General features: G+C 55.3%; 9 protein-coding genes. 2 read left to right on the top strand and 7 right to left on the bottom strand.

What is annotated here, in order from left to right:
• Positions 1-10: 10 nt before the first annotated feature.
• Positions 11-1042, bottom strand: coding sequence for a hypothetical protein (locus ABD851_RS04090; RefSeq protein WP_344975745.1), 1032 nt, complete (start codon positions 1040-1042; stop codon positions 11-13).
• An 18-nt stretch (positions 1043-1060) separates the two neighbouring features.
• On the bottom strand, positions 1061-3352 hold the full coding sequence (locus tag ABD851_RS04085) for an NADP-dependent malic enzyme (RefSeq protein ID WP_344975742.1): 2292 nt from the start codon (positions 3350-3352) through the stop codon (positions 1061-1063).
• A gap of 172 nt (positions 3353-3524) precedes the next feature.
• On the opposite strand from ABD851_RS04085, the gene ABD851_RS04080 reads away from it, so the two are divergent.
• Positions 3525-3962: a DUF4293 domain-containing protein gene (locus ABD851_RS04080; protein WP_344975739.1), complete on the top strand. Its 438-nt coding sequence runs from the start codon at positions 3525-3527 to the stop codon at positions 3960-3962.
• A 10-nt stretch (positions 3963-3972) separates the two neighbouring features.
• Here the strand turns inward: ABD851_RS04080 and ABD851_RS04075 are convergent, their stop codons facing one another.
• The 3 genes from ABD851_RS04075 to uvrA form a co-directional block, all read right to left on the bottom strand.
• Positions 3973-5841: a sulfatase-like hydrolase/transferase gene (locus ABD851_RS04075; RefSeq protein ID WP_344975736.1), complete on the bottom strand. Its 1869-nt coding sequence runs from the start codon at positions 5839-5841 to the stop codon at positions 3973-3975.
• Positions 5842-5883: 42 nt separating this feature from the next.
• Positions 5884-6873: a family 43 glycosylhydrolase gene (locus tag ABD851_RS04070; protein WP_344975733.1), complete on the bottom strand. Its 990-nt coding sequence runs from the start codon at positions 6871-6873 to the stop codon at positions 5884-5886.
• Between the two features lie 184 nt (positions 6874-7057).
• Positions 7058-9907: an excinuclease ABC subunit UvrA gene (gene uvrA, locus ABD851_RS04065; protein WP_344975728.1), complete on the bottom strand. Its 2850-nt coding sequence runs from the start codon at positions 9905-9907 to the stop codon at positions 7058-7060.
• Between the two features lie 318 nt (positions 9908-10225).
• Here uvrA and ABD851_RS04060 point away from each other — a divergent pair, with 318 nt between their 5' ends.
• Entirely contained in the window at positions 10226-10807 is a 582-nt protein-coding gene (locus tag ABD851_RS04060; RefSeq protein WP_425549946.1) for an RNA polymerase sigma factor, read from the top strand.
• A gap of 90 nt (positions 10808-10897) precedes the next feature.
• Here ABD851_RS04060 and ABD851_RS04055 read toward each other — a convergent pair whose 3' ends face one another.
• Both ABD851_RS04055 and ABD851_RS04050 read right to left on the bottom strand, forming a co-directional pair.
• The gene (locus ABD851_RS04055) at positions 10898-12094 is read right to left on the bottom strand and encodes a thiolase family protein (protein ID WP_344975722.1); all 1197 of its coding nucleotides are present in this window, start codon (positions 12092-12094) and stop codon (positions 10898-10900) included.
• Between the two features lie 125 nt (positions 12095-12219).
• The gene (locus ABD851_RS04050; protein ID WP_344975719.1) at positions 12220-13167 is read right to left on the bottom strand and encodes a hypothetical protein; all 948 of its coding nucleotides are present in this window, start codon (positions 13165-13167) and stop codon (positions 12220-12222) included.
• Positions 13168-13236 lie beyond the last annotated feature (69 nt).

The raw sequence follows: 13236 nt of genomic DNA, 5'->3' as shown, positions 1-13236 counted from the left end.
GGAAAGGGGTTTACCGCAGCCGGCTTACCAGCAGCCGTTTGAGGCTGCGCTCGATGATCTCTCCCATGGTCCTGCAGCGGCTGAATACATTATCCCCGTAATGCCGGGCCAGCTCATGGCCCAGCTGCAGGATCTTCTCGGGGGTGGATACCGTATCGGTCATGATCACATCCCGCAGGTCCCGGATGCGGTGGCGCTGCGTTTTGATCCGCCGGGCCATCAGGGCGCGTTCTTCCTGCTGGTACTGGCGCACCACTTCCCCGTTCAGATGCTGCAGCACCAGCTCTACAAAAGGCCGGTTCTCCTTAAAGAACTGGGGCATATAAAGGGCTTTTTTCCCTTCGTAAAATTGCTGGTCGAAGTCGATGGCGCGGATGCGGAACTGTACATCGTCAAAGTCCGGCGTAATGTCAAAAACGAAGTTATAGGAGCGCATGTCGCCCAGCAGGCGCACAAAGCAGCGTTCGTTGAACTTGACAAATTCCTTCGCGATTCGTTTGGGGTTGAACTCCGGGCGCTGCATCCAGGCGGCGGCAAACTGGTCTCCGGGTACCCCGGCGATATGCTCCTCCACCAGGGTATTACCGTCTACCACAAAGTTGATCCAGTAGGGCGAAAGGATATGCTCCAGCTCCAGCCCGTAGATGCGGGAGGCGTCGGCTACCTTGATATAAAAATAATCGTAGACCTCGTTGTAGTTATTGACGATCCGGATCCGGAAAGGGTGGGAATTGCCAAAAGTACAGTAGTCGATCCGCTCTATGGAAAGATGCTCTTCCGCTGCATGATCTCCCCCCGCCTTCAGGATGGAATAAATGCGTTTCAGCCCGCGGTGCACCTCTCCCATCATCTCCTGGGGATAAAAAACCGATTCCCACAGGGTATCCTTTCCCTCCTTGTCATACACCGGGATAGCCGAGTTGTAATAGCGGAGGCTGTCGTACGACAAAGGCAGGGGGGTATCCCGCTCATACAGCTTCAGGAATTTCCGGAAGGCTTTGTTCAGCGGAAAAAAAATCTTTTTCTTTGAAATATCCGGCATCGGATCAAGATACGAAAATTAGTCCACAGCCTGTTTTCTGCCGCACTTCCCCTGGGCATCCAGCACGGCCACCGACACCATGTTCACGATCTGCCGCACGGTGCTGCCCAGCTGCAGCATATGCACCGGCTTTTTGAGCCCCAGCAGTATGGGGCCGATGGCGTCGAAGCCCGCCACACCCATGAGCAGGTGATAGGCGATATTGCCGGCGGAGAGGTTGGGGAAGATCAGGGTATTCACCCCGCCTTCCACCAGGGGGCTGAAGGGATAATTGTCTTTCAGTATTTCCGGGTCAAAGGCGATGGCGCCCTGTATCTCTCCGTCCACCACCAGCTCCGGCGCCTTTTTGCGGACCAGCTCCACGGCGTCGCGCACCAAAATAGCTTCCGGAGTATGGCTTGAGCCGAAGTTCGAGTAAGAAAGCATGGCAATGCGGGGGGTGACGTTAAAGCGCTGCACTTCCTGGGCGGTCAGCAGGGTAATATCGGCCAGCTCTTCCGCCGTGGGATTGAGGTTGATGGTGGTATCCGCCAGGAAGAGCGGCCCCTGTTTGGTGATGATGATATACATGCCGGCCACTTTTTTCACACCCGGCTCCATACCGATGATCTGCAGGGCAGGGCGTATGGTATCCGGATATTTGCGGGTAAGTCCGGAGATGAGGGCATCCGCCTCTCCCGTTTCCACCATCATACAGCCGAAAAAGTTCCGGTCCCGCATGGCCTTGCGGGCTTCGTAATAGTTATAGCCGCGGCGTTTCCGTTTTTCATAAAAGAGCGCTCCGAAGTGATGGCGTTTTTCATCCATTTCGGGACTGCGGGGATCGATGATGGGAATATCATCCAGCTCGATGTTGTTGTCTTTGGCCAGACGGCGGATGCGCTGCTCGTTGCCCAGCAGGATGGGATGGGCGATGCCTTCGTCCCGCACTACCTGGGCAGCTTTGAGTATCTTCAGATTGTCTGCTTCGGCAAAGACCACCTTTCGCGGATCTTTCCTGGCCTTGGCCCCGACGGCGCGCACCAGCTGAGGATCCAGACCCAGCCGGTTGTCCAGCTCCTGCCGGTAGACCTCCCAGTCGGTGATGGCATGCTGCGCCACCCCGCTTTCCATGGCCGCCCTGGCCACGGCGGGGGCCACGGTCCGCAGCAGACGCGGATCCAGGGGCTTGGGAATGATATAATTTGGTCCGAAATACAGATTACGTTCCCCGTAGGCCATGTTCACCATATCGGGCACCGGCAGGCGGGCCAGCTCCGCCAGGGCCCTGACGGCCGCCAGCTTCATAGCCTCGTTGATCCGGGTAGCCCGTACATCGAGCGCGCCCCGGAAGATATAGGGAAAACCCAGCACATTGTTCACCTGGTTGGGATAGTCCGAGCGGCCGGTAGCCATGATCAGATCCGGGCGTGCGGCCGTAGCCGCCTCATAGGAGATCTCCGGGTCGGGATTGGCCATGGCAAAGATGACGGGCTGTGATGCCATGCTTTTTACCATCGCCGGGGTAAGCACATTGCCGACGCTCAGCCCGATAAATACATCCGCGTCCCGGATAGCTTCTTCCAGCGTACAGCCTTTCTGCCGGCAGACGAACTGCCGGTGCAGATCGTCCAGGCCGGTACGGTCGGCGCCAAGCATGCCGTCCTTGTCAAACATGACGATCCTGTCCGGATCGGCGCCCAGGGAAATATACAGCCGTACGCAGGCGATGGCGGCCGCCCCGGCCCCGCTCACCACAAAGCGGACTTTTCCGATATCCTTGCCCACCAGCTCCAACGCGTTCAGCAGCGCCGCCCCCGAGATGATGGCGGTGCCGTGCTGGTCATCGTGCATCACGGGAATATTGAGCTCCTCCCTGAGCCGCTCCTCGATCAGAAAACATTCCGGGCTTTTGATATCCTCGAGGTTGATCCCGCCGAAGGTGGGCTCCATGGCCTTCACCACCCGTACAAACTCGTCGGGGTCGGTGACGTCCAACTCGATGTCAAACACGTCGATGTCGGAGAATATCTTGAACAGCACCCCTTTGCCTTCCATGACGGGCTTGCCCGCAGCGGGACCGATATTGCCCAGCCCCAGCACAGCGGTGCCGTTGCTGATGACAGCCACCAGGTTACCCTTGGCGGTATACTTATAGCTGGCTTCGGGATTTTGGTATATCTCCTTGCAGGGCTCTGCTACCCCCGGTGAGTAGGCAAGAGAAAGGTCCCACTGCGACTTGGTATTCTTGGTGGGGATCACCTCTATCTTACCGGCCCGTCCCTGGGCATGGTAGTCCAGGGCGTCCTGTTTGTTGAGCTTTCTCGCCATAACCGGAGCATTACTGTTTATAACGGTAAAAACACGGGCCGCTTCTCCTGTTGCCACCGGCAGCCCGTACCCGCAATATACGAACAGTATACGAACCGGAGGACGCAGAGGGTATGCTTTTCCCCCAGGAATGCTGAATATTATTTACTTTTACTTGCAAAACAGCTGCCTTATGATCCAGCGCATACAAACCCTGTACCTGTTTTTTGCCGCCGTTGTGACGGCCGGCATTTTTTATTTTGACATCTACCAGGCCACGGTAATGGAGAACGGAATAAAAGCCCTGAAGTCGATGACCTTCAGCGATAATTACGTAGGTATTATCCTGACGGTGATCAGCATTGCGCTGAGCCTGGTCGCTATTTTTCTTTTTAAGAAACGGAAACGGCAGGCGGGGCTGACCTGGCTGAACCTGCTGGTGACCATCGGGCTGTTTTACTGGATGTACCGCAGCATCGAGCTGTTTCGCGGCAGCCTTACCGAAGTGATCTCCTCTCGTTACTGGATCGGCGCTTTCCTGCCGGTGCTCAGCTTTGTTCTCCTTTGTATGGCGTTGTACCGTATCCGTAAGGACGAGAAGCTGATCCGGTCGCTGGACCGGCTGAGATAGGAGGTTTACATCATAAATTGCTGATGATATAGTCGATCGTACGTTGTCCGTATGTTTCTCCTTTAACGATCCGGGGCGATTGCTGCAGGGCCCGCAGTTTGGGCAAAGCCGGTAAAGCTCCGCGGCCCATTACGCGCAAAACATTCAACGCATGCAGCCGTACCTTATCATTATCGTGATCCAGGGCTTTCAATAATCTGTTTATGCTCCTGGTAGTGTCGCCCAGGTTATAGCAGGCTTCGGCGGCCGCAATCGCTACATCCGGATAGGGGTCGTCCAGCAGCGCAGACAATTGCTGTCTGGCCGGCAGCGCCTTCCGTTTCAGCAGGACACAACCATAAGCGGCCCAGTAACGCACGGCCGGATCGGCATCTTTCAGTCCTTCCATCAGTTTTTCCAGATCGCGGGGCGCTCCCATGGAGGCTATTTCCGCCATCGACAGTATCTTTTCCTGCGGATAAGCCCGGCTTCGGACATACTGATAAATGGTGGTACCGGCATGCTCCGCCCGCTCTGCCATCATGGCTTCCGGCATAAAGCCGGCGTCATGGATATGTCTTATCCAGGCTGCATTGGCTTTCCGCATGCTTATCAATACCGCTTTATATTTCGGATCCCCGGCAAGATTATGGACGTTATCGGGATCGTTCCGGATATCGTACAGCTCTTCAGGCGGTTTGGATTGCCAGAAAGCAGACTGTATCTGATCGCAGCGACCTTCTTTGTACGCCTTTTCCCAGGACTGCATGGAAGGGGCTTCCCACAGATATGCAATATGCTGTCCGTAGATCCGGTCGGGCATATAATTGCGGATATAACGATACCGGCTATCCCTTACCGTCCGGGACATGTCATACGTTTCATCCATCCGGCCCCGGAAACCATACGCATATACGGCAGGCGGTTGTTTTTCGCTGCCCAGGAACGCCTTACCCTGCATATAGGGAGGAATTTTTATCCCGGCCAGACTGAGAACGGTAGGTGCAAAATCAACAAAGCTCACCATCCGGTCTGTTGCGGTGCCAGGGTTCGCCGGAGACAAATACCGGTATTGCTCCGGGAAACGGATGATCAGGGGTATACGCAGCCCGGACTCATAAACAAAACGCTTGCTGCGGGGCAGCACACCTCCGTTGTCGCCGTAGTAAAAAACGATCGTATTACCGGCCAGGCCATCTTTTTCCAAGCGATCCAATATCTTACCCACCTGTGCATCCATCTGCTGCATCTTATCGTAGTATTGTGCCAGATCGTGTTTCACTTCGGGTGTATGCGGCAGATAGGCAGGGATGGGCATTTTTTCCGGATCATGCTTCAGTTGAGCCGCCGGGATGCTGTTATGGATGCTGCTTTCGTGTGTTGTACCCAGATTAATGACCGCGAAAAAAGGTTGTCCGGGCCGGCGGTTCCGGTAAATGGCCTTTTTACTGCTCTCGTTCCATGCACCGGGCTGATCTACCGTATTATAATCCTTTTTGGCCTGATTGGTACAATAGTATCCCGACTGCTGCAGATAATAGGGAAAAAAACGAATAAAATCCGGGATGGGATAGGTACTGCGCATGTGCTGGGTCCCCATAGCAGTGGCATAAACGCCGGCGATCAGCGTAGAACGGGTGGGGGCGCAAACCGGCGCGGACGCAAAAGCATTTTCATATAAAACACCTTCCGACGCCAGCTTATCCAGATTCGGTGTGGTGGCCATTTTATTGCCGTAGCAACCCACATACTCCGCGCTGTTATCCTCGCTCACGATCCACAGGATATTGGGAGGGGGCGGATGGCCGGAATGGGTCGCGGCCCTCTGGGCAGACAAGGGTTTTAAGGTAAGCAGTATACCGCAGAAGGGAAGCAGGAGAAACCATGTGATGCGTTTCATAAATGAGCGGATGTTTTGTAATCCTATGGCCGGTCAGTAAAGCTACCTTTTTGCAGCGGACTTTAAATACGGAAACTTCCTTTTCCAATAGACCCTGACATTGCTCAGATAAAAGGTCTTCCCGTTATCCTTATTTCCCTGAAAGAAAAGATAGGTTTTTCCGTCGCTATCCTCAAAGATATCCGGATGCCCGGATTCGCTTTCATTCCATTCCCCCGGTTTACCGTTAGATAAAAACGGGGACCGGCTGATCCGTTCCCAGGATATCCCATCCCTGCTTACCGCCACGCCGATCTGCTGAGGATGGTTATTATAATTACCGGCATAGAACATAAAAAGTTTTCCTTTATGCGCTATTATCGAAGGAGCTTCTATACACTGGCCTTCCCAGTCCAACTGAGGCGCTAAGATAGCGTCATGGCTCGCCTGGGTCCAGTCTTTCCTGCTGAAATCGGTGTTAGCCGGCGCTGTGGCTACTCCCAACTTCTGAATCCGTCCGGCAGTGTCGCGGGTAGCAAAGTACAGAAAGTACTTCCCGTTGAAAAAATATACATCTGCATCTATGGCCCGGCCATTGGTCCACGCACTTTTCTTCGGATGGAAGATCGGATTAGAGGCGTCTCTTATAAAATGAATGCCGTCGTCAGAAACGGCATGGCAGATCGCGTCTTTTGCGTCATTGCCATAGGTCTGGTAAAACAAATGAACCTTTCCGTCTCTGATGAGCGCCCCGGGCGCCCCCAGGCCTTTTTTTTCATAGGGCCCTTCGGGCAGCATTTCACCCACCTTCTTCCAGTCATTCAAGTTGGAACTCTGGGCGATGCCGATGGCCAGAAACTTACCGGAATGGGGATCATTGCTGTCTTTCAATTTCCACATCGAATAATACATCAGGTACCGTCCCTTAAAATTTACAACATAGGGATCTTTTGAAAAAGGCATTCCTGATGCCCCCGTGGCATCTCCATACATCATCCGGGGGGTCTGTGCGGCAGCAACACCAAAGAACATCAGCGCCAAAAAAATAAGCATCGGCACTTTTTTTATTTTTATCATAATCCTGTTTTATCTTTCACCTTTCCTTTATGAGATCCTGGCTTTCGCCGGGATGACGTTTCCTGATAGTGCCTTTCACCTTTCACCCTTTACCTTTTACCTTTTACCTTTTACCTTTTACCTTTTACCCTTTACCTCCCCCTTTAGGGGGTTAGGGGGTTCAGGGCAAGTATTTTCCCGTATAGCTTTTCTTTACTTTTTTCAACCCTTGCGGAGGGCCTTCATAGAGCAGCTGCCCTCCGCCTTCGCCGCCTTCGGGACCGAGATCGATGACCCAGTCCGCACAACGGATCACATCGGTATTGTGCTCGATCACCAGTATGGTATGCCCCTGTGCAATGAGGGCGTCAAAAGCGCCAAGCAGTTTTTTGATATCATTGAAATGCAACCCCGTGGTAGGCTCGTCAAAGATAAACAGCACATGACCCTGTACCCGCCCCCTGCCCAGGAAGGAGGCCAGCTTTACCCGCTGCGCCTCGCCCCCGCTCAACGTGTCGGAGGATTGACCCAGCTTCACATAACCCAGTCCTACGTCGCTCAGCGGCTGTATCTTTCTGGACACCTCCTTTTCCTTTTTGAAAAAGTCCAGCGCCTCATCCACGCTCATCTCCAGCACGTCATGGATATTTTTATCGCGGTAGGTCACCTCCAGCACCTCGTCCTTGAACCGTCTGCCGCCACAGCTTTCGCAGGTAAGATGCACATCGGCGAGGAACTGCATTTCCACTACGATCTCCCCTTCTCCCTTACACGTGTCGCAACGTCCCCCGTCCACGTTGAAAGAAAAATGCTTGGGCTGGAATCCCCGCATCTTGCTCAGGGGCTGCCGGGCAAACAGGCCCCGGATCTCATCATAAGCCTTGACATAGGTCACCGGGTTGGAGCGGGATGAACGGCCGATCGGCTGCTGATCCACCAGCTCCACCTGGGCTATCTCGGATATATCGCCACCAAGGACACGGTGCGGGCCGGGCTTGCCGGCCATATCGCCCAGCTGGTTTTTCAGCGCGGGGTACAGAATCTGCTTGACCAGGGTGGTCTTCCCGGAGCCGCTGACCCCCGTCACCACACAGAGCACACCCAGCGGGAAGGTCACGTCGATATCTTTCAGGTTGTGCAGCCGCGCGCCCTCCACGGTTACGGATCGTTTCCACTCCCGCAGCCGGGCCGGCGGATCGATGCGGAGCCTTCCGCTCAGGTAGCCGCCGGTAAGGCTGTTCTTATCTTTCAGTATCTGTTCGTAATTTCCTTCAAAGACCACTTCCCCGCCCAGGTGACTCGCCAGCGGGCCCATATCGATGATATGATCGGCGGCTTTCATCATCTGCTCCTCATGCTCTACCACCACCACCGTATTGCCGAGATCGCGCAGCTCTTTCAGCACGCCGATCAGCTGCAGCGTGTCGCGGGCATGCAACCCGATGCTGGGCTCATCCAGGATATAGAGCGAGTTGGTGAGATTGCTGCCCAGCGAGCGGGTCAGCTGGATACGCTGGCTTTCCCCTCCGCTCAGCGTATTGGCCACGCGGTTCAGGGTAAGGTATCCCAGCCCGACATCCGTAAGGGTCTTCAGACGGTGTTTTACCTCGATCAGGATACGCCGGGCCACCTGCTGCTCATAATCCGTCAGCGCCAGCTCATCAAACCAGGCGCGCAGCCGCTCCACGGGCATCGCCACCAGCGCAGCAATATCCGCTCCTCCCACTTTTACATACAGGGCTTCGGGGCGGAGGCGGGCGCCTCCGCAGGAAGGACAGGTGGTGCGTCCCCGGTACCGCGACTGCATCACGCGGTACTGAACCTTGTACAGATTCTCCTCCACCATTTTAAAAAAAGCGTCGATGCCGTCGAAATAAGCATTGCCCGTCCACAGCTCCTTATACTGTTCCGGGGTAAGCTCCGCTACCGGCTTGTGGACCGGAAAGCCGAATTTCCGCGCATTCCGGATCAGCGCCTCGTTCCATTCCTTCATTTTTTCCCCGCGCCAGCAGGCGATGGCCCCTTCATATACGCTCAGCCGCTTGTCCGGGATCACCAGCTCCGGGTCGATGCCCAGCACCTGCCCGAAACCTTCGCATTCGGGGCAGGCTCCGTAAGGATTGTTAAAGGAAAACAGGTTCGGAACCGGGATTTCGAACTGCATGCCATCCCGTTCAAAGCGGTTTGAAAAAGAATAGAGGCGGTCGCCCTGCACCTCCACGATACAATCGCCTTCGCTTTCATAGAAAGCCGTCTGTATACTGTCGGCAATACGATGCCGGTCGTCCTCGTCAAAATCCTTGGCAACCAGCCGGTCGATCAGCACATAGGTCTGTGCCGGGAGCCTGGAGCTGCCGGATTCCTGCCAGTCCTCAATGCGGATCACCTCGCCGCCGGCAGCGGCTTTGGCTTTTTTCCCCGTTTCCCCGGCAGGAAGGGTATAGATCCGGGAAAAGCCTTTTTGCAGGAGGATTTCCAGCTCCTCCTTCTGGGAACGCCTGGCATGGCGCTTCAAGGGCACCAGCAGCTGTACCCGGCTGCCGGCGGGAAGGCCGGCGATGAACTCTACCACATCGTTGACATCCTGCTTTTTCACCTCCTGGCCGGAGATGGGGGAATAGGTTTTGCCCACCCGGGCAAAAAGCAGCCGCAGGTAGTCATAAAGCTCGGTCATGGAGCCGACGGTGGAACGGGGTGAGCCGCTGATCACCTTTTGTTCTATGGCAATGGCAGGGCATATTCCTTTTATATAATCCACGTCCGGTTTGTTCATCCGCATCAGGAACTGCCGGGCATAGGCGCTGAGGCTCTCTGCGTAGCGGCGCTGCCCTTCGGCATACAGGGTATCCATGGTCAGCGAAGACTTACCCGATCCGGAGACGCCGGTCACCACGATCAGCTTGTTTCTCGGAATGGCTACGGACACGTTTTTCAGGTTGTGCACCCTGGCGCCTTTGATATAAATGGCATCAAAAGACGGGGAGGTCTTTTTGGATGCAGCCGGCTTCTTCTTCAGCGTTGTTGCCTTCACAAAAGTTATTTTAGGGAATGCAAATATACTTTTTAACGGGGCGGACCGCGTCCCGGTTTTTTGTTTTTCTCCGGGAACCGTTTTTTCCTTTGTACCGTATATACAGCAGGGGCCCGAAAAAAGTTGTTTATTAAACAGATTCTATTATATTTGCATGCAGCATCTTATCCGAAAAACCCCATAGCTCCCTGATTAGGGGTATCGTATATCATAAAAAAAAGACGGCATATCGCATAATCTTCTACTCGTACAGCAAACGTAGTTGTGTCGGCCCGTAGCTGCGCAAACGTTGTTAACCTGAAACCTGTAGCCATGGTTATGCAGTTGATGTGTAAGCAAAATGACCAGTGCCTTATTGACCTGTACAGACAGGGGCGTGAGGATGCGCTGGCTGAGCTGATCTGCCGACATAAAGAAAAAATCTTTACTTCCATCGTTCTCCTGGTAAAAGACCAATACCTGGCAGAAGACATTTTTCAGGATACCTTTATAAAGATCATCGACACCCTTCGCACGGAGCGCTATACGGAAAAAGGGAAATTTCTTCCCTGGGCGGTGCGGATCGCGCATAACCTGTGCGTGGATCATTTCCGGCGTACCAAACGCACGCCCGTTATCCGGACGCAGGACAATAAGGATATTTTTAATGTGCTCCGCTTCACCGACCCCGGCGCGGAGGAAAGGCTGATCACACGTCAGAGTCATTCGCGGGTGCAGGAGATGCTGGACATGCTGCCCGAAGAGCAGCGCGAGGTCATCATCCTGCGGCATTATGCCGAGCTGAGCTTTAAGGAAATAGCCGACCTTACCCAGGTCAGCATCAATACGGCCCTGGGGAGGATGCGTTACGGACTGATCAACCTGCGGAAAATGATGTCGGAAAAACAAATCGTATTGTAAAATATCTTGCTGCCCATTAGTTTTGCTTGCTTGCCATAGAACGGACGGAGAGCCCAGCTTTCCGCCCGTTTTATTTTTGGGGTTCCCGGTTCAGGAACGCTCAAACACCATCGCGGCGCCCTGCCCTATCCCGACACAAAGCGTAGCCAGCCCGTATCGGGTATGCCGGCGGCGCATCTCATGCAGCAGGGTCGCCGCAATACGGGCGCCGGTACATCCCAGCGGATGTCCCAGGGCAATGGCGCCCCCGTTCGGGTTTACCTTTTGTACATCAAGCTTCAGCTCCCGGATGCAGGCAATGGCCTGTGCGGCAAAAGCCTCGTTCAGCTCGATAAGGCCAATATCCGACATCCGCAAGCCGGCCCGCGCCAGGGCTTTCCGGGTAGCGGGGATCGGTCCGGTGCCCATTACGGCAGGGTCCACACCGGCAACAGCCATCGCCTTGACCCGGGCCAAGGGCCGTAACCCGTAGCGGTCCAGCGCATCCCCCGACACTACCAGCAGGGCGGCCGCCCCGTCGTTGATGCCGGAGGAGTTTCCTGCCGTCACCGTCCCTCCTTTCCGGAAGGCGGGACGCAGCCCCGCCAGCCGCTCCAGGGAGGTATTCCGCGGATGCTCGTCCCGGGCGACCACCAGCGGATCATGCCTGTTGGGGGTAACGGTGACGGGGACGATCTCGTCGTCCCAGCGGCCCGCGGCAAGCGCGGCGGCATATTTTTCCTGGCTGTCCAGCGCAAAGCGGTCCTGCTGCTCCCGGCTGATCTGCCAGCGCTCCGCCACGATCTCGGCGGTTTCTCCCATCGAATAGGGGGGATAGGTATCTGTGAGGGCAGGGTTCACAAAACGCCAGCCGATGGTACTGTCAAACAGCTCCGCCTGCCGGCTGAACGCCCCGGCCGCCTTACCCATCACAAAAGGCGCCCGGCTCATGCTTTCCACCCCTCCGGCAATGTAGACATCCCCTTCTCCGCACATGACCGCGCGCGCCGCATCCATAACGGCCTGTAGCCCTGAGGCGCAAAGCCGGTTTACCGTACAGCCCGGCACCGTCACCGGCAGCCCCGCCAGCAGCGCGGCCATACGGGCCACGTTCCGGTTGTCTTCCCCCGCCTGGTTGGCATCTCCGGCGATCACATCCTCGATATGCTCCGCAGGCACCGCCGGATTTCGTTCCAGCAGCTTCCGGATGACCAGCGCCAGCAGGTCGTCCGGACGTATGCTGCTCAGTATGCCGCCGTAACGCCCGATCGGCGTACGCACCGCATCCACAATGTATGCATTCTTCATAAGGGTATTGCCGTTTTTGGAGGCGTAAAAGTAACCATTTTGAAGGCAGGACGGTGGATACCCGGTCGGGAAGCGCCGGATGCCGGCCTGTCCCTGCAACCGGACCAGGGCTCACTGCGGGGTGGTCAGGATCCCGGCACGCCTTCGTTAAAATCATAAAACCGGCTGTCAAATGCGGCCGGCTCCCGCTTTTTAAAGGGAACTTTCCAGTTGCCCCGGTAATGGATAACGGCGGGAACGAGGTACCCTTTGAAATGGGTCATGCTGACTTCCATGTGCACATCGAAGTCAAAGACGAAGGCTTTGTAAGATAAGGCGTAGTTGCGCGCGACGATCTCGAAGTTCTGTTTGCTGAAATAGGTGACCAGCTCATTGATCACCACCTCGCTGCGGTTGTACGGTTTCGCCCGGGCGGTAAATACATAACAGGGAATGCCGTTATATTCCGCAGAGGTAATGGAGAACTGGTAATACGGCGCCATCTTATCGTCAAATATCGCCACCTTTTTGCCCACCAGCGGAACGCCCGGGATCGGTTTGCCGGGATTAAAGATCAGCTCTTTCAGCTGCTCCTTGTGCCGGGCCAGGCTTCCACCCTCGTCACGGGACTGGCTTCCCGCTACGATATTATTTTCCCCGCAGACCTTCCCGCTGGTAAAGAACAGGCTGGCATACAGCTCTGCGGTATAGTAGTTATAAGTATGTCCGTGGCCGTAAAAATTCCCCGTGGTCTGCTCCTTCAGTACCTGCATCGTACGGCAGCCATCCTGCACAGCCTGGCGGGTAACGCTGCGGAGGGAGGCTTTTGTCTTCTTTTCGTTTTTGCTAAAAACCCGGATATCGTTATCGGCGGTATAGCCCAGGATACGGAGGTTCTTAAAAGCCTTGTAAAAGGTGGTATCATCCTCCACAAGACGGATAAAGCCGGGCACATCGAACCCAACCTTCGCCGCCTGTATTACCACTTCGTCCAGCTGAATGTTTCGCGCCACATAATTCCCGCTGCTGTCCTGCGCCCGTCCCAACAGGGGCCAGAAGCCCAGGATCACCCATAAACAAAACCGTGCCCGCATCCGCAAGTAGTTGTCTTTTTGATTTATCCCCTAAAATTACTACAAACCCCCATACCAACCCTGCCCGGC

Source organism: Compostibacter hankyongensis, from assembly GCF_039541075.1.
In the GTDB taxonomy this organism is placed as follows: domain Bacteria; phylum Bacteroidota; class Bacteroidia; order Chitinophagales; family Chitinophagaceae; genus Compostibacter; species Compostibacter hankyongensis.
Note: the sequence above shows the minus strand (reverse complement) of the source record. Positions and strands in the feature narration are given on the sequence as shown.

Coding starts and splice junctions, on each gene's coding strand:
- ABD851_RS04050 (WP_344975719.1), bottom strand. CDS start 13,167: ATGCGGGCACGGTTTTGTTTATGGGTGATCCTGGGCTTCTGGCCCCTG.
- ABD851_RS04075 (WP_344975736.1), bottom strand. CDS start 5,841: ATGAAACGCATCACATGGTTTCTCCTGCTTCCCTTCTGCGGTATACTG.
- ABD851_RS04080 (WP_344975739.1), top strand. CDS start 3,525: ATGATCCAGCGCATACAAACCCTGTACCTGTTTTTTGCCGCCGTTGTG.
- ABD851_RS04085 (WP_344975742.1), bottom strand. CDS start 3,352: ATGGCGAGAAAGCTCAACAAACAGGACGCCCTGGACTACCATGCCCAG.
- ABD851_RS04060 (WP_425549946.1), top strand. CDS start 10,226: ATGCAGTTGATGTGTAAGCAAAATGACCAGTGCCTTATTGACCTGTAC.
- ABD851_RS04070 (WP_344975733.1), bottom strand. CDS start 6,873: ATGCTTATTTTTTTGGCGCTGATGTTCTTTGGTGTTGCTGCCGCACAG.
- ABD851_RS04090 (WP_344975745.1), bottom strand. CDS start 1,042: ATGCCGGATATTTCAAAGAAAAAGATTTTTTTTCCGCTGAACAAAGCC.
- ABD851_RS04055 (WP_344975722.1), bottom strand. CDS start 12,094: ATGAAGAATGCATACATTGTGGATGCGGTGCGTACGCCGATCGGGCGT.